General features: G+C 72.5%; 15 protein-coding genes. 4 read left to right on the top strand and 11 right to left on the bottom strand.

Annotated features, from left to right (window positions below):
* Positions 1–322: 322 nt before the first annotated feature.
* Positions 323–1,459 carry an Mrp/NBP35 family ATP-binding protein gene (locus FK530_RS21005; protein WP_146488918.1) on the top strand — a complete coding sequence of 379 codons (1,137 nt, stop codon included), beginning with the start codon at positions 323–325 and terminating at the stop codon, positions 1,457–1,459.
* 138 nt (positions 1,460–1,597) lie between these two features.
* Here the strand turns inward: FK530_RS21005 and FK530_RS21000 are convergent, their stop codons facing one another.
* The 5 genes from FK530_RS21000 to sigE form a co-directional block, all read right to left on the bottom strand.
* Positions 1,598–2,518 (bottom strand): type IV toxin-antitoxin system AbiEi family antitoxin domain-containing protein, encoded by a 921-nt coding sequence (locus FK530_RS21000; RefSeq protein ID WP_146488917.1) that lies wholly within the window; start codon positions 2,516–2,518, stop codon positions 1,598–1,600.
* 173 nt (positions 2,519–2,691) lie between these two features.
* On the bottom strand, positions 2,692–3,192 hold the full coding sequence (tatB, locus tag FK530_RS20995) for a Sec-independent protein translocase protein TatB (RefSeq protein WP_146488916.1): 501 nt from the start codon (positions 3,190–3,192) through the stop codon (positions 2,692–2,694).
* 47 nt (positions 3,193–3,239) lie between these two features.
* A complete protein-coding gene (locus FK530_RS20990) occupies positions 3,240–4,712 on the bottom strand; it encodes a S1C family serine protease (protein WP_146488915.1) in 1,473 nt (490 codons plus the stop codon).
* 10 nt (positions 4,713–4,722) lie between these two features.
* Complete coding sequence (locus FK530_RS20985; protein WP_191834292.1) at positions 4,723–5,100, bottom strand: hypothetical protein; 378 nt, start codon at positions 5,098–5,100, stop codon at positions 4,723–4,725.
* 120 nt (positions 5,101–5,220) lie between these two features.
* Positions 5,221–5,874 carry an RNA polymerase sigma factor SigE gene (gene sigE, locus FK530_RS20980; RefSeq protein WP_146488914.1) on the bottom strand — a complete coding sequence of 218 codons (654 nt, stop codon included), beginning with the start codon at positions 5,872–5,874 and terminating at the stop codon, positions 5,221–5,223.
* A 242-nt stretch (positions 5,875–6,116) separates the two neighbouring features.
* Here sigE and FK530_RS20975 point away from each other — a divergent pair, with 242 nt between their 5' ends.
* Positions 6,117–6,767, top strand: a complete 651-nt coding sequence (locus tag FK530_RS20975; protein WP_146488913.1) for an O-methyltransferase — start codon at positions 6,117–6,119, stop codon at positions 6,765–6,767.
* 166 nt (positions 6,768–6,933) lie between these two features.
* On the opposite strand, the gene FK530_RS20970 is transcribed toward FK530_RS20975, so the two are convergent.
* The 4 genes from FK530_RS20970 to rfbD are packed head-to-tail and all read right to left on the bottom strand — an operon-like array spanning position 6,934 to position 10,667.
* Entirely contained in the window at positions 6,934–7,722 is a 789-nt protein-coding gene (locus tag FK530_RS20970) for an SGNH/GDSL hydrolase family protein (RefSeq protein ID WP_146488912.1), read from the bottom strand.
* A gap of 9 nt (positions 7,723–7,731) precedes the next feature.
* Complete coding sequence (manB, locus tag FK530_RS20965; protein WP_146488911.1) at positions 7,732–8,835, bottom strand: mannose-1-phosphate guanylyltransferase; 1,104 nt, start codon at positions 8,833–8,835, stop codon at positions 7,732–7,734.
* A complete protein-coding gene (locus FK530_RS20960; RefSeq protein ID WP_146488910.1) occupies positions 8,832–9,728 on the bottom strand; it encodes a glycosyltransferase in 897 nt (298 codons plus the stop codon). Before FK530_RS20960 ends, manB begins: the two co-directional genes overlap by 4 nt.
* A gap of 9 nt (positions 9,729–9,737) precedes the next feature.
* A complete protein-coding gene (gene rfbD / locus FK530_RS20955) occupies positions 9,738–10,667 on the bottom strand; it encodes a dTDP-4-dehydrorhamnose reductase (RefSeq protein WP_231706741.1) in 930 nt (309 codons plus the stop codon).
* A 123-nt stretch (positions 10,668–10,790) separates the two neighbouring features.
* Here rfbD and FK530_RS20950 point away from each other — a divergent pair, with 123 nt between their 5' ends.
* Both FK530_RS20950 and FK530_RS20945 read left to right on the top strand, forming a co-directional pair.
* Positions 10,791–12,536 (top strand): LCP family protein, encoded by a 1,746-nt coding sequence (locus FK530_RS20950; protein ID WP_146488908.1) that lies wholly within the window; start codon positions 10,791–10,793, stop codon positions 12,534–12,536.
* Entirely contained in the window at positions 12,524–13,243 is a 720-nt protein-coding gene (locus tag FK530_RS20945; RefSeq protein WP_146488907.1) for a TIGR03089 family protein, read from the top strand. Before FK530_RS20950 ends, FK530_RS20945 begins: the two co-directional genes overlap by 13 nt.
* A 4-nt stretch (positions 13,244–13,247) precedes the next feature.
* Here FK530_RS20945 and FK530_RS20940 read toward each other — a convergent pair whose 3' ends face one another.
* Together FK530_RS20940 and FK530_RS20935 are read right to left on the bottom strand one after the other, a co-directional pair.
* On the bottom strand, positions 13,248–13,844 hold the full coding sequence (locus FK530_RS20940; protein WP_146488906.1) for an AMIN-like domain-containing (lipo)protein: 597 nt from the start codon (positions 13,842–13,844) through the stop codon (positions 13,248–13,250).
* A gap of 98 nt (positions 13,845–13,942) precedes the next feature.
* Positions 13,943–15,103 carry an acyl-CoA dehydrogenase gene (locus FK530_RS20935; RefSeq protein WP_146488905.1) on the bottom strand — a complete coding sequence of 387 codons (1,161 nt, stop codon included), beginning with the start codon at positions 15,101–15,103 and terminating at the stop codon, positions 13,943–13,945.
* Positions 15,104–15,132 lie beyond the last annotated feature (29 nt).

The following is a 15,132-nucleotide window of genomic DNA, read 5'->3' as shown; positions in this document are numbered from 1 at the left end:
CCGTGCTCGACTGCGCGACGCCGCCCAGCGGGCCCAGCGCACCCGCCGCACCGTCGGGCCCGCCGCGCCCGATGCCGACCGGCCCGTCCGTTCCCGCCGCTGCGCCCGGTCCCGGCGGGGCGCTGGCGATCCCCCCGAGCGGACCGTCGACCAGCCGTGCGGTTCCGCCCGCCACTGCCCGTCCCGCGCCGCCCTCGGCACGTCCCGTCCCGTCCGGCGGGCCCGTCCCCTCCTCGACGCCGACGGTGCCGCGTCCGCCGCGGTAGGGCGGCCTCCCCCGTCGACGCCTGCCACCGGGGCCAGCGGATACGATGGGGGCGTTATGAGTGCGGTTACGGAAGACGCGATCCGGTCGGCCCTGGCCACCGTGAACGACCCCGAGATCGGCAAGCCGATCACCGATCTGGGGATGGTGAAGTCGGTCGCGGTGCAGGCCGATTCGTCGATCGACGTCGAGGTGTACCTCACCACCTCCGCGTGCCCGATGCGCACGCAGATCGTCGACCGCGTGCGGACCGCCGTGGCCGACGTGCCCGGCACCGGCGAGGTGCGCGTGGAGCTGGACGTGATGAACGACGAGCAGCGCGCCGAGCTGCGCAGGACGGTGCGCGGCGACAAGGCCGAGCCCGTGATCCCGTTCGCCCAGCCCGGCTCGCTGACCCGCGTGTACGCGGTCGCGTCGGGCAAGGGCGGCGTGGGCAAGAGCTCCGTGACCGTGAACCTCGCCGCGTCCCTGGCGGCGCGCGGGCTGTCGGTGGGCGTGCTCGACGCCGACATCTACGGCCACTCCGTGCCGCGCATGATGGGCACCGACGCGCGGCCCACCCAGGTCGACTCGATGATCATGCCGCCGCAGGCGCACGGCGTGAAGGTGATCTCGGTGGCGATGTTCACCACGGGCAACACGCCGGTGGTGTGGCGCGGCCCGATGCTGCACCGCGCGCTGCAGCAGTTCCTCGCCGACGTCTTCTGGGGCGACCTCGACGTGCTGCTCCTGGACCTGCCGCCCGGCACCGGCGACGTCGCGATCTCGATCGCGCAGCTCATCCCGGGCGCGGAGATCCTCGTGGTCACCACCCCGCAGACCGCGGCCGCCGAGGTCGCGGAGCGGGCCGGCGCGATCGCGCTGCAGACCCGCCAGCGCGTGGCCGGCGTCATCGAGAACATGTCGGGGCTGACGCTGCCCGACGGGACCGTCCTGGACGTCTTCGGTGCGGGCGGCGGCGAGCAGGTCGCCGCGCGGCTCACCCGCGCCGTGGGTGCCGACGTGCCCCTGCTCGGGCAGATCCCGCTGGACCCGCAGCTGCGTGAGGCCGGCGACGGCGGGACGCCCGTCGTGCTCTCGGCGCCGGACTCCCCCACCGGCTCCGCGCTGCGCGCCATCGCCGACAAGCTCGCCATCCGCAAGCGCGGCCTGGCCGGCATGTCGCTCGGGATCGACACCACCCGCCACCTCTGACCCGACGGTCCGCCGCCTCGCTCGTGACGCGGTGACCGACGGCGATCCGCTGCCGATAGCCGTCAACGCTGCCGACTACTGGCAGCGTTGACGGATTCCGGCAGCGTGTTCCGATGTCGAACCACGTGCGGATCCACGTCATGCGGCAGCCGCGACAACGCCGTTGCGCACCATCGCCGGGAGCAGCAACCGCCGCAGGCCGCCGTTCGCCGTGAGGACGCGCCATCGCCAGCGGACCACCTCGATCCCGGCTGCAGCGAACCGTTCATGGCGCCGTTTCTCCTCGGCGAGCGCGGCATCCACTTCCTCCGGTTCGACACCGTACTTGCCGCGGCCGTCGAACTCCCCCGTCATCGTTCCCCAGTCGAAGTCCGCGTAGAAGAGCTCATCGTCGAGGAGCCTCGGCACCTGCAGTCGAGGCATCGGCAGGCCGCCGGCGAGCATCTGCATGCGTGAGAGCGATTCGCCGGCGGACTCACTGCAGTCGACGGAGAGGGTCAGGGCCCGTCGGGCGACGGCGACTCCCCGGCTGCGCCCGAGCTCGGCGATGCACTCCTCCAGCTCGGCGATGGAAATCGGTGCGGGATCGTCCGGGCTCGGGAATCTCGGCACAAGGCGTACGGCGTCGAAGGCGCACACGGCGCGGTCCAGACCACCCGTCATGGCGGTATCCACCGCAGTGCGGCACCGCGACGTCACGCGCAGCCCGTCGAGGATCACGATGTGGTCGTTCGGCAACGGCCTCGCGTGCACGTGCAGCGTGCGGCGTTTGTAGCCGCCGCCCGTGCGGTCGATCGTGAAGTGGACGTACCGACGTTCCGGCCGGAAGAACGGGATGCCGTGGAGCGCCGCCGCGCTCTCGTGGCTGACAACGCCGTCGCAGGTGAGCGCAGCGGCACGGACTCGATCACGGTCCTTCGCCCACGCGGGTGCATCGTCGTCGCCGGTGGCGTAGACGCCGTGCGCGAGGCGCTGGATCTCGGTTCCGGTAGCGCGCCGGATCCGTGCGTCGCTCCACCCCATCGCCGCGAGCTGTCTCCGCGTCCAGATCTCCCCCATACGAATCATTGAACCGCCCCGGCGCCGTCAGGAGAGTGGCGAAGACCGAGTTATCCACAGGATCGGCGCCGTCCACAGGCGATCCGCTGCCGATAGCCGTCAACGCTGCCGACTACTAGCAGCGTTGCCGGATTCCGGCAGCGTGTCCGAGGGCGCTGAGTGAAAGCCGGACGCTAGGTGGCGTCGGGGTCGAACGGTGCGCGCTCCTCGGGGGGCAGCGGCTTGTGCATCCGCGGCATCGTGGGCGGCTTCTCGAGGCTGAGCTCCGGCGACGCGGGCATCCCCGTGGCGGAACCGCCGACGGCGGGAGCGGCCGCCGGACCGGCCGCGGACTCCACGGCCTTGCGCAGGTTCAGCGCATCGGCGGTGGAGCGGACCTGCTCGCCCATCTCCCGGATCACGGTGTCGTCGCCGTTGAGGAGGTGCTTGGTGACGATGGCCGTGGGCGTCATTCCGCGCAGGTTCTGGATCTGCTGCAGGGGCTCGCGGATGGCGTCGAAGTCGCCGCCCATGTCGTCCTTGAGCTGCTGTGTCGCGCCGGTGGCGTAGTCGCGCACCTGCCGCAGCGCCGTGAAGAACCAGTTGACCGCGCCGGGCAGTCGCTCCGGCCCCAGGATCACCAGACCCACGACGACCAGCATGAGGATCTCCCCCATGCCGAGATTCGAGAACACCCCGCCATGCTACGGGAAGCTCAGCACCGGGCGCACGCCGCGGCGACTCAGCTCAGCGGCTCGGGCGTCACCGTGATCGGGACCTGCCTACCGTCCCGCGCGACGGTCACCGTCGTCTCCTTGCCCACACCGGTGGCGCGGATCGCGACGATGACGTCGGCCGCCTCGGCGACCTCGGTGTCGCCGACCTTGGTGATGACGTCGCCCTCGCGGATGCCCGCCTTCTCGGCGGCGCCGCCCTTCTTCACGTTCTCGACGCGCACGCCCGACGCGGTCTCGTTGCTCACCTCGCGGCCGTTGATGCCGAGGTCCGCGTGGACCACCTTCTGGCCGCGGATGATCGACTCGGCGATGGGCCACGCCACGTCGGAGGCGATGGCGAAGTTGAGGCCGATCGAGCCGACGCCGCCGGGCGAGAGCCCGAGGGTGTTGATCCCGATCTGCCGGCCCTGCAGGTCCAGGAGCGGGCCGCCGGAGTTGCCGGGATTGATCGCGGCGTCGGTCTGGACCGAGTCGAAGGTCGCGGGCGGGTTCGGTCCGTTCGCGGGCCCCTGGACCGGACGGTGCGTCGCGGACACGACTCCGGAGGTGACGGTGCGCCGCAGGCCCAGCGGGGAGCCGATCGCGACGACCTGCTGTCCGGCGACGAGCGCGCTGGAGTCGCCGCGGGCGATCTGCTGCAGCCCGTCGACCGAGACCTTCACGACGGCGACGTCGGTGTACGGGTCCGTCCCGACGAGTTGCGCCGGGGTCCGGGTGCCGTTGAAGAAGACGACCTCGATCTTGGCGTCCTTGTTCGTGGACGCGGTCTCGACGACGTGGTTGTTGGTCATGATGTAGCCGCGCTCGGCGTCGATCACGGAGCCGGAGCCGGTCTCGCCGGAGGTCTTGGTGCGCACCTCGATGGTGACGACGCTCGCCCCGACCTTGCCGACCATCGAGGCGACGGCGCCCGCCTCCGCGGGCGTGCCATCGGCCGCGGGCAGGCTGACCCGCGAGTCGGTGAGCTTCTCGATCGTGGTGCCGGTGATGCGTCCGATGGCGCCGCCGAGCAGGCCGATGACCAGCGCGAGCACACCCAGGATCGCGAGCGCGCGCACGGAGACGCGGCGACCGAACAGCACGTCGCGGACGCCGAGCCGACCGGTATCGGGCTGCGGTACGGCCCGCGGGGGTGCCGCGACACCGGGCTCGCCCAGGCCGGCCAGCGATTCGGTGTCGCGCCACGGGTCCTCGGGCGCGGGTTCCGGTTCGGGCGCGAGCGGCCCCGCGTAGGGGTCGCGCTGCAGCGCCTCGGTGGCACCCGGCGGCCGGGAGAAGGCCTCGGTGAGCACCGGATCGGGCGCCGCGGCCTGCGGCTGCGGTCCGCGCGCGGTGGCGCTGCGGACGGATTCGGGCGCGAAGGCACCGTCGACCCCGTCCGGCCTGCCGAAGACGACCTGCTCGCCCTCGGACACGGTCGGACGGTGCGTGGGGCGCGGCTCCAGGCGCGGACGCCGGGCGTCGGGATCGGAGGTCACGGGGTCGAATCTACCGAGCGTTCCGCCGCCGGCCGCGCTTGTTGCGCTCGTCGCGTCGCGAGGATTCCGGGGAGAACGTCGGGAAGCCCTCGAAGGGCTGCGGCCCGTGGCACGCGCTCGGGATCTGCGAGAGCTGGCCGAGCAGGTGGTGCGGCACGGTGATCTCGCCCGACTCGCGCAGCGCGGTGCGGACCTGGCGCTGCGCGTCGACCTCCGCGGCGCACACGGCGCACTCCGAGATGTGGGTGCCGGCGCGCAGGTGCGCGTTCATCCGCAACTCGCCGTCGACGAAGGCGACGACCGCCTCGTAGGCGAGGTGCTCGGTGGACGAGAACTCGCCCGGCCGACGTGAGAAAGCGCGCTTCAAACTGCCACTGAGGTGCTCCACGGCGCTTCCCTCCTCTCCTCGGTCCGATGGGCGTCCTGCGGATCTACCGCCACAGTACCCGCACTCCAGGGTTCAACGGCTCGCGTCGCCGTGGAGTTCCCGACGGTGCCGGGACCGCGCTCAGTAGGCGAGCGCGGCGCTGCTGGTCAGCCCCTGATTCGCCAGGGCCTCGCGGATGGACTTGCGGCCGCGGTGGATGCGGGAACGGACGGTGCCGAGCTTCACGCCCAGGGTGGCGGCCACCTCCTCGTACGAGAGCCCCTCGATGTCGGCCAGGACGACGGCGGCGCGGAACTCCGGCGCCAGGGCGTCCAGCGCGGTCTGCAGCTGCGGGCCGAGGTTCGCGTCCGCGTAGATCTGGCCGGGGTCCGGGTCGCTCGACGGTACGCGCTCGTAGTCCTCCGGCAGCGCCTCCATGCGGATGCGATTGCGGCGGCGGACCATGTCGAGGAACAGGTTCGTCGTGATGCGGTGCAGCCAGCCCTCGAACGTGCCGGGCTCGTAGTTCTGCAGACTGCGGAAGACGCGGATGAAGGTCTCCTGCGTGAGGTCCTCGGCGTCCTGCGCGTTACCGGAGAGCCGGTAGGCGAGGCGGTAGACGCGGTCGGCGTGCTCGCGGACGAGCTCGTCCCACGAGGGCATGTCGGCGCGGTCACCCGACGCGTCGAACGCAGCGGTACCTGCGGGTTCGGCAGCACGCTCGTCGTCGAACGTCGCGTACGCAGCCTCGGGCTGCGGCTCCTGCCGGGGTCCGGCCTTGCGGGCCAGGGCCATGCGCTCCTCCTCGTGCCACCGCCGGGCGGCGGGGCGCTCTTACTTGTCCAGAACTCCCGGGGCGATCGATTTGTTCCCACGATCGGCAATTCCAGGCCGGGCGTTCTTCACTGTGCGATACCTTTCCCTGCCGCGGTGTGGGAGCGCTGATTCCTCCCTGAGTGTTGCCTGTGCATGCATCGCGATTGCTAACGATCGCGTCACGAGCGGGTGACCGATGGGCGACGGGCTACGATTGCGGCGTGTCTGACTCCGCCGCATCCGCCCTCGTCACGTACGCCGAGACCGCCATCGTCGAGGACGAGGCGATGTCCTCGGCCCGCGAGCGCGCCGCCGACCTGGGCGTCGACGCCGTCTCCCCGTCCGTGGGCGCCCTGCTGTCGGTGTTCGCCGCGGCGGGCGGCGCGAAGTCGGTGGTCGAGGTGGGGACCGGCGCGGGGATCAGCGGGCTGTGGCTGCTCTCGGGCATGCGCCCCGATTCCGTACTCACCACCATCGACTCGGAACAGGAGTTCCAGGCCGCGGCGAAGATCGGCTTCCAGCAGGCCGGCGTCGCGACCAACCGCACGCGCCTCATCAACGGGCACGCCCTCGACGTGCTCCCCCGGCTCGCCGATTCCGCCTACGACCTCATCTTCATCGACGGCGAGCCCGTCGATCACCCGCGCTACGTGATCGACGCGGTGCGCCTGCTGCGCCCGGGCGGGGTCGTGGTGGTGAATCTCGGCGACGCCGGCTACCGGATCCCCGATCCGGAGGCGTACGACGACGAGGCCTTCGCCGCCCGCGAGGCCACCCGCATCATCGCCGCGGACGAGAACCTGCTCCCCGTGATCCTGCCGCTGGGCGGCGGCCTCGTCGCCGCGGCCAAGGCCTTCGTCCCGGAGGACTGATCCGCTCCGCACGCCCGACGGTGCGCCGCAGTCACGATCCGGGGGCGTCGAGCGCCGCAGCCATCTCGTTGCACAGCGGTTTCGGTGGCTCCGACCTGCGATTCGCCCCCCGAAACCGCTGTGAATGCTCGCGGCCGGCCACGCACCGGCCGCCGAGCGAGCGCAGCTACGCGGGCTCGCCGGCGTCCACCCCGACGGGCCGCAGCAGCGTCGGGTACTTCGGCGGCAGGCCGTCGCCGGTGGAGATGCCGCGCACCCGGCGGGAGATCCACGGGTAGGCGAACTCGCGCCGCCACCTCCGCTTGATCTCGCGATCCTCCGCCGCCGAGATCTCGGGCGCGGGCCCCAGGTCGGGGACCTGCAGCGCATGCGGCACGCCCAGGACGTCGAGCACCTCGATCGCCATCCGCAGGTGACCGGGCTCCGACATGTGGATCCGGTCGAACTCCCACATCCGCAGGTCGCGGTACTCCTTCATCCGCCAGTAGTCGAGCAGCACGAGCCCCCGGTCGGAAGCGATCTCCCGGACGAGCTCGTTGTAGACGGCGAAGCGGCCGCGGAGCGCGCCGAAGATCCCGCTGCCGTGGGTGTCCGCGGCGGTCCACACCACCACCGTCGCCCCGGAGGCCACCAGCCGCTCCAGCATCGCGTCGTAGGCCGCGACCACGGCGTCCACGTCGACCGACGGCCGGATCAGGTCGTTGGCGCCCGCGTACACGGTCACCAGATCGGGCGCCAGGGCGAGGCAGGGCTCCACCTGCTCGGCGACGATCTGGTCCATCTTCTTGCCGCGGATCGCGAGGTTCGCGTAGCCGAACTCCGGTGAGCGCGCGGCCATTACCTCGGCCACCCGGTCGGACCAGCCCCGGTACTCGTGCGTCCCCGTCGGATCGGGGTCGCCGACGCCCTCGGTGAACGAATCCCCGATCGCCACGTACCGCAGGAACTCACTCACGTCAGCCTCCTAGACGTCCGTCGAGAACCGCACGCCGCCGTCGGGCAGCTCCACACCGGGCCACACGCGCGCGCCGTGCAGCAGCTCGCACCGCGCGCCGACGGAGGCACCGTCGCCGATGACGGCCTCGCGGATGCGGGCCCGCGGCCCGATGTGCGCGCCGAAGCCGATGATCGACCGCTCGACGATCGCGCCGGCCTCGATCCGCACGCCGTCGAAGACGACGGCGCCGTCGAGCCGGGCGCCGGCGCCGATCTCCGCGCCGCGTCCGACGACGGACCCGCCGATCACCAGCGCGCCCGGCGCCACGGAGGCGCCGGGGTGGATCAGGCACTCGCCGCGCCCACCGTCGAGGGCGGCCGACGGGGCGATGCCGCGCACGAGGTCGGAGCTGCCGGCGACGAAGTCCTCGGGCGTGCCCATGTCGCGCCAGTAGCCGTAGTCGACGTGGCCGTACAGGCGGCTGCCGCCGTTGAGCAGGGCCGGGAAGACCTCGCGCTCGACCGAGACCGGCCGGCCCGCGGGGATCTCCTCGATCACCGAGCGCCGGAAGACGTAGCAGCCGGCGTTGATCTGGTCGGTCGGCGGATCCTGTGTCTTCTCGAGGAACGCCGTGACCCGTCCCGAGGCGTCGGTCGGCACGCAGCCGAAGGCGCGGGGGTCGGGGACGCGCACGAGGTGCATCGTGACGTCCGCGTCCTTCTCCCGGTGGGTGTTCACGACGGCGCGGATGTCGGAGCCGCCGAGAACGTCGCCGTTGAAGACGAGGACGGTGTCGGCGGTGAGCGCGGGCAGCACGTTGCGGATGCCGCCGCCGGTGCCCAGCGGCTCGGTCTCCACCACGTAGGACAGCTCGAGCCCCAGCTCGGAGCCGTCGCCGAAGTACTCCTCGAAGACCTCCGCCTTGAACGAGGTGCCGAGCACCACGCGGCGGATGCCGGCGTCCCGGATCCGCGAGAGCAGGTGGGTGAGGAAGGGCTTGCCCGCCGTGGGCAGCATCGGCTTGGGCGCCGACAGGGTGAGCGGCCGCAGGCGCGTGCCCTTGCCGCCCACCAGGATCACGGCCTCCACATCACTGAGGTCCACACCGGCGTCCTGATCCACCGAGGTCATTTCTCCCCTTTTCGTTTCCGCGTCGCCGCGAGAACACTGACCCGCGAACGCACGGCCAGCCCCACCTTCATCGCCGCGCGCAGGGGCGCGGCCGCCGGACCGGGGTGCCGGTCGGCGAAGAACCGGTACGCGGACGCGTGGTGCGCGGGCAGCATGAGCTCCGGCACCTTCCCCGCCGCGTGCCCCTTGGCGTGCACGATCTCCGCCGTCGGGACGTAGACGTTGCTCCAGCCGGCGCGGGTGAGCCGGTCGCCGAAGTCGACGTCCTCCATGTACATGAAGTAGCGGTCGTCGAAGCCGCCGATCGCGGCGAAGGCCTCGGGCCGCACGAGCAGGCAGGAGCCGCTCAGCCAGCCGGCGGCCCGCTCGGCGACCTCGGCCTGCGACTGCTGGTAGGCCCGCGTCCACGGGTTCGACTTCCAGATGGTGCCGAGCAGCGCGTGCCCGATCCCGGAGCGGATGCTGGGGACGTTGCGCGCCGACGGGTAGACGGTGCCGTCGGGGTCGCGGATCAGCGGGCCGAGCGAGCCGGCCTCGGGATGCCGCCCGGCGGCCGCGATGAGGGCGTCGATCGAGCCCGGCCCGAAGACCACGTCGGGATTGCTGATCAACAGGAAGTCGAGCGCGGCGAGGTCGAGGCGCGCGGCGGCGTAGTTGATCGCGCCGCCGTAGCCGAGGTTGGCGCCGGTACGGAGCAGCTCGGCCTCCGGATGCGCCGCCTCGGCGGCCTCGGGGGAACCGTCGACCGATCCGTTGTCGGCCATGAGCACCCGCGGCGCGGCACCGGAGAAGGCGCCGTCGATGCTGGTCAGAAAGTTCTCGAGGTGCTCGCCCGGCGAATAGGTGACGGTGACCACGGCGATCGCGGGGGTCGAGGTGTCGGTTCCGGGCACGCGGTCAGGTTACCGGGCGCGGTCCGGGGGTGCGGTCAGCGCCCGGTCCAGTGCGTCGCGCCAGTGCGGCAACGGCGGCAGGCCGCACGCGGCCCACGCGGCGGGCGAGAGCACCGAGTACGCGGGGCGCGGCGCGGGCCGCGGGAACTCGGCGGTCGTGCACGGCGCGACGCGCGCGGGGTCGGCCCCGGCCCGCTCGAAGACGGCGCGGGCCACGTCGAACCACGTCGCCGAGCCGCCGCCGGCCGCGTGCAGCACGCCGCCGGGCCGCCCGGGCTCCCGCCCGAGGAGCACCGCGAGGTCGAGCAGGCCGTCCGCCAGGTCGGGCGCGTAGGTGGGCGAGCCGGTCTGATCGTCGACGACCTTCGGGTCGACGCCCTCGTCGGCGAGCCGCCCCATCGTCCCGACGAAGTCCCGCGCCCAGGCGGCGTGCCCGTCGGGGCCGGCCGAGCGTCCCGTGTAGACCCACGCGGTCCGCACCACGACGGTGCGCGGGTCCGCGGCGGCCGCGTTGCGCTCCCCGTCGAGCTTGGTGAGCCCGTAGACGCTCGACGGTGCCGTCGGGTCGCCCGGCTCCCAGGGCCGCGGCGGCCCCGTCTCCGTCGATGGCCGGCCCGCCGGCGTCCCGAAGACGTAGTCCGTGGAGAGCTGCACCAGCCGCGCCCCGGTGGCGGCGCAGCGTTCGGCGAGCAGGCCGGGCGCGACGGCGTTGAGGGCCACAGCGGCGCCCGGCTCGGACTCGGCGGCGTCGACAGCGGTGTGCGCGGCGCAGTTGACGAGCACCGTCGACGGCCCGATCGCGAGCCCGGCGACGGACTGTGGCGAAGTCACATCGAGGTCTGCGTGCCGCAGTCCACGGGTCGCGATTCCGCGCGACGCGGCGGCCGCGACCAGCGCCGACCCCACTTGTCCGGCCGCGCCGGTGACCACCAGTTCCACACCGCGAACGGTACGTGACGGCCGCGTCTGCGGAGCGTTCACATCGCGAGTCGGTACCGTTATGGAGATGTGATCAAGCGGGCCGGAGCAGATGGCCCGGTCCCGGACGACGAGGAGTGGTGGGTGTCCGACAGCCCGAGTCGACGCGGCGCGCGCCATTCCCGGGGCGCCGACGCCGCGCGTGCGGCCGCCGAACGCACCGGTGCGCAGGCCGACGGCGAGCGCGCGGGAGCGCGGCGCAGGAGCGTGCGCGCCGAGAACCAGGGCGACGGCGCGCAGGGCCCGCGCGCCCGGCCCGTACCCCGCGCGGGCGACCTCTCCGTCGACACCCGCGAACGGCTGCAGCGCAGCGGCAAGGTGCTCGTCGCGCTGATCACGGCCATCGTGCTCGTGGTGACCGGCGTCGCCTGGTTCTGGTGGTCCCGCTTCGCCGGCGACATCGTGCGCGGCCCGAGCATCGCGGCCAAGCCCGACGGCGCCACGGACATCCTGCTGGTGGGCACCGACTCCCGCACCGACGCCAAGGGCAACCCGCTGACCAAGCAGGAGCTGGCGCGGCTCAACGCGGGCGTCGACGACGGCACCCTCAACACCGACACCATCATCCTCATCCGCATCCCCAACGACGGGAAGTCGGCCACCGCGATCTCGATCCCCCGCGACGCCTACGTCGCGATCCCGGACCAGGGCAAGGGCAAGATCAATTCGGCCTTCGCCGGTGCGGCCAACGTGACCCGCGACAAGGCGATGGCGAACGGCGACGACGAGAAGACCGCCGTGCAGAAGGGCAACGAGGAGGGCCGCAAGGCACTCATCGAGACGGTCGCGAACCTCACCGGGGTCTCGGTCGACCGGTACGCGGAGATCGGCCTCGTCGGCTTCTCCCGCCTGACCAACGCGGTGGGCGGCGTCGACGTCTGCCTGAAGAAGCCGGTGAACGATCCGTACTCGGGCGCCCGTTTCAAGGCCGGGAAGCAGACGCTCAAGGGCCCGCAGGCGCTGAGCTTCGTGCGGCAGCGGCACGGCCTGCCCCGCGGCGACCTCGACCGCGTCACCCGCCAGCAGGTCTTCATGGCGTCGCTGGCCAGCAAGATCCTTTCCACCGGCACCCTGACCAGCCCCGGCAAGCTCAGCCAGCTGCAGGACGCGCTGTCCACGTCGGTGACGCTCGATCAGCAGTGGGACGTGATGGGCTTCGCGAAAGAGCTCGCGAACCTGTCGGCGGGCAACGTGCAGTTCTCGACGGTGCCGGTGGTCCGCGACGACGGCTGGAGCGACGACGGCCAGCAGTCCGTCGTGGTCGTCGACCCGAAGCAGGTGCAGGCGTACGTCGCCGGACTCCTCGGCGACAAGCCGGGGATGACGAAGCCGAAGGCCACGTCCAGCTCGTCGCCGGCGGTGCCGTCGGTCAACCGCGGCTCCTACACCGTGGACGTGGTGAACGGCGGGACCACGTCGGGCCTCGCGAGCAACGTCTCGACCTTCCTCGGCGGCAAGGGCTTCGCCCAGGGCTCCACGGGCAACGCCTCGTCGTCCGAGTCCTCGTCGAGCTCCAGGAGCGCGGTGCTGGCGAGTTCGGCGAACGATCAGGGCGCCAAGGCCGTGGCGGCGTTGCTCGGCGGCCTGCCGGTGGTGGCGAGCGGCACGGTGCAGTCCGGGCACGTCAAGGTCCTGATCCAGGACGGCTACAGCGGCCCGGGTTCGTCGAGCGACTCCGGCTCCGGTTCCGACTCCGCGGCGACGACCACGTCGGTCCCGCCGGGGATGACGGAGGCCCTCGACCCCAGCGAGGCGGCGCGGATCAGCTCCCTGCTCAACCGCCCCGGCTTCACCGCCCAGCAGGACGGGGGCGTGCCGTGCGTGGACTGACGGTGACCGACCGGCTGCTCGTGCCCATCGTGCAGGCCGACGGCGCGGCGCCCCGCTTCACCTGGTACGACGATGCCACCGGCGCCCGGATGGGTCTGTCGGCGATCACGCTGGGCAACTGGGCGGCCAAATGCGGGAACCTGCTGCGCGATCAGTACGGGCTCGGCCCGGGCGACCCCGTCGGGGTGCTGCTGCCCGCGCACTGGCAGACCGCGGGGATCCTCTTCGGCGCGTGGTGGGCCGGCTGCGAGGTGCGTTTCGGCGAGCCCGGCGACGTGACCTTCGCGGCCCCGGACCGCCTCGACGAGGCCACCGATCTGGGAGCCGACGAACTGCTCGCCGTGGGCCTGGACGCCTTCGGGATGGCCGTGCCCGATCTCGTGCCCGGCATCGACGACTACACCACCGAGGTGCGCGTGCACCCCGACGCCTTCACCCCGGGCGGCGCGGGCCAGGACGCGCCCGTCCTCGCCGGTGACACGGCCGAGATCGTGCTGGCCCGCTCGACGGCCCTCGCGGCGTCCGCCGGCTACGCCGCGGGCGACCGGGTGCTCTCCACGCGGGAGTGGCGCACCGTCGACGACCTGTACGACGGCCTGCTCGCGCCCCTCGCGGCCCCGGCCTCCGTCATCCACGTGTCCAACCCGGACCCGGCGAAGCTGATGGACAAGTTCGCCACGGAGAAGGCCACCGCGCGGGTCGCCTGAGCCGCTACTGCTGCACGTCGACGACGATGCGCCCCGGCCCCGTCAGCGTCGAGTCCGCGTAGCGCTGCGCGTTGCCGGTGAGCTTCAGCGCCACCTGCAGCTGCCCCTCGAAGGAGCAGGTGATGATCGCGCGGGAGACCGCTCGGCCCGGCCCGCCGACGGTCCGCTCGCCGCGGTAGGCCGCGGTCCCGGCGTCGTCGAACGCCGCGACGGGCTCGGCGTGCACCACGAGGTACTCCCCCGGGCCGCCGAGCACCGCGCCCGAGCCGCAGTCGGTGACCGGCCCGGCCTCCCGCGTGACCCGGTAGGGCGGAGCCGCGCCGGTGAACTCCAGCACGACGCGGTCGGCGCCGTCCCGCGGGCCGGTCCGCAGGTCCCTGAGCATCGTCGTGCCGGGTGTCGCGGAGGCGCTCGCGGTCCGGGGCGCGCTCGGCATCCCCGGAGCGCTCGACGGTGCCGTGCCGGCCGCCGTCGTCACCGCGGGGCGGGTGACGCCCGACGGTGCCGTGACCGGCCCGTTCGCGCCGCACGCGGCCGTCGTTGCCCCCACCGCGAGCACGGCCGCCCCCGCGAGCGCCCGGTGAACAGTCCTCGCACGCACGTCCGCCCCTCTCGTCCGATCCAGGCTAAGCGGGGATCGGTCGGGAGGGGCGGATCGTTATCGAACCGTGGGCGAGCCGGTACCGGCCCGTCCGGCGGTCAGCGCAGCAGCTGGCGCGACATGACGAGGCGCTGGACCTGGTTGGTGCCCTCGTAGATCTGGGTGATCTTGGCGTCGCGCATCATGCGCTCGACCGGGAAGTCGCGGGTGTAGCCGGCACCGCCGAGCAGCTGCACGGCGTCGGTGGTCACGTCCATCGCGACGTCGGAGGCGAAGCACTTCGACGCGGAGCTGATGAAACCGAGGTTCTTCTCGCCGCGCTCGGCGCGGGCGGCGGCGGTGTAGACCATCAGGCGCGCGGCCTCGAGGCGCATCGCCATGTCGGCGACCATGAACTGCACGCCCTGGAACTCGGAGATGGACTTGCCGAACTGCTTGCGGTCCTTGATGTACTCGATCGCGACGTCGAGCGCGCCCTGCGCGATGCCGACGGCCTGCGCGCCGATGGTGGGGCGGGTGTGGTCGAGGGTCTGCAGCGCGGTCTTGAAGCCGGTGCCCTCCTCGCCGATCATCCGCATCGCGGGGATGCGGCACTCCTCGAAGGCCAGCTCGGCCGTGGGGCTGCCCTTGATGCCGAGCTTGTGCTCGTAGCCGGTCACGGAGAAGCCGGGGTCGTCCTTGTGCACGATGAAGGAGCTGATGCCGTTGGCGCCCTTCTCCGGGTCGGTGACGGCCATGACGGTGTACCAGGTGGACTTGCCGCCGTTGGTGATCCAGCACTTGGAGCCGTTGAGGACCCAGTCGTCGCCGTCCTTGCGGGCGCGGGTGCGCATCGACGCGGCGTCGGAGCCGGCCTCGCGCTCGGACAGGGCGTAGGAGGCCATGGCCTCGCCGTTGGCGAGCGAGGGCAGCACGTGCTGCTTGAGCTCCTCGGAGCCGTTGAGGATCAGGCCCATGGTGCCGAGCTTGTTCACGGCGGGGATCAGCGAGGAGCTGCCGCAGACGCGGGCGACCTCTTCGATGACGATGCAGGTGGCGACGGAGTCGGCGCCCTGGCCCTCGTACTCCTCGGGCACGTGGATGGCGTTGAAGCCGCTGGCGACCAGCGCGTCGAGCGCCTCCTGCGGGAACCGCTCCTTCTCGTCGACGTCCTTGGCGTGCGGCGCGATGTCGCGCTCGGCGAGCGCCCGGATGGCGGCGCGCAGTTCCTCGTGCTCCTCGGGGAGCTGGAACAGGTCGAAGTCGGGGTTGCCAGCCATAGGGGCCTCCATCAGCGTCTACGTGTTTG

It is taken from the genome of Tsukamurella conjunctivitidis (assembly GCF_007858475.1).
GTDB lineage: Bacteria > Actinomycetota > Actinomycetes > Mycobacteriales > Mycobacteriaceae > Tsukamurella > Tsukamurella conjunctivitidis.
This window is presented reverse-complemented; position numbering and strand designations above follow the sequence as displayed.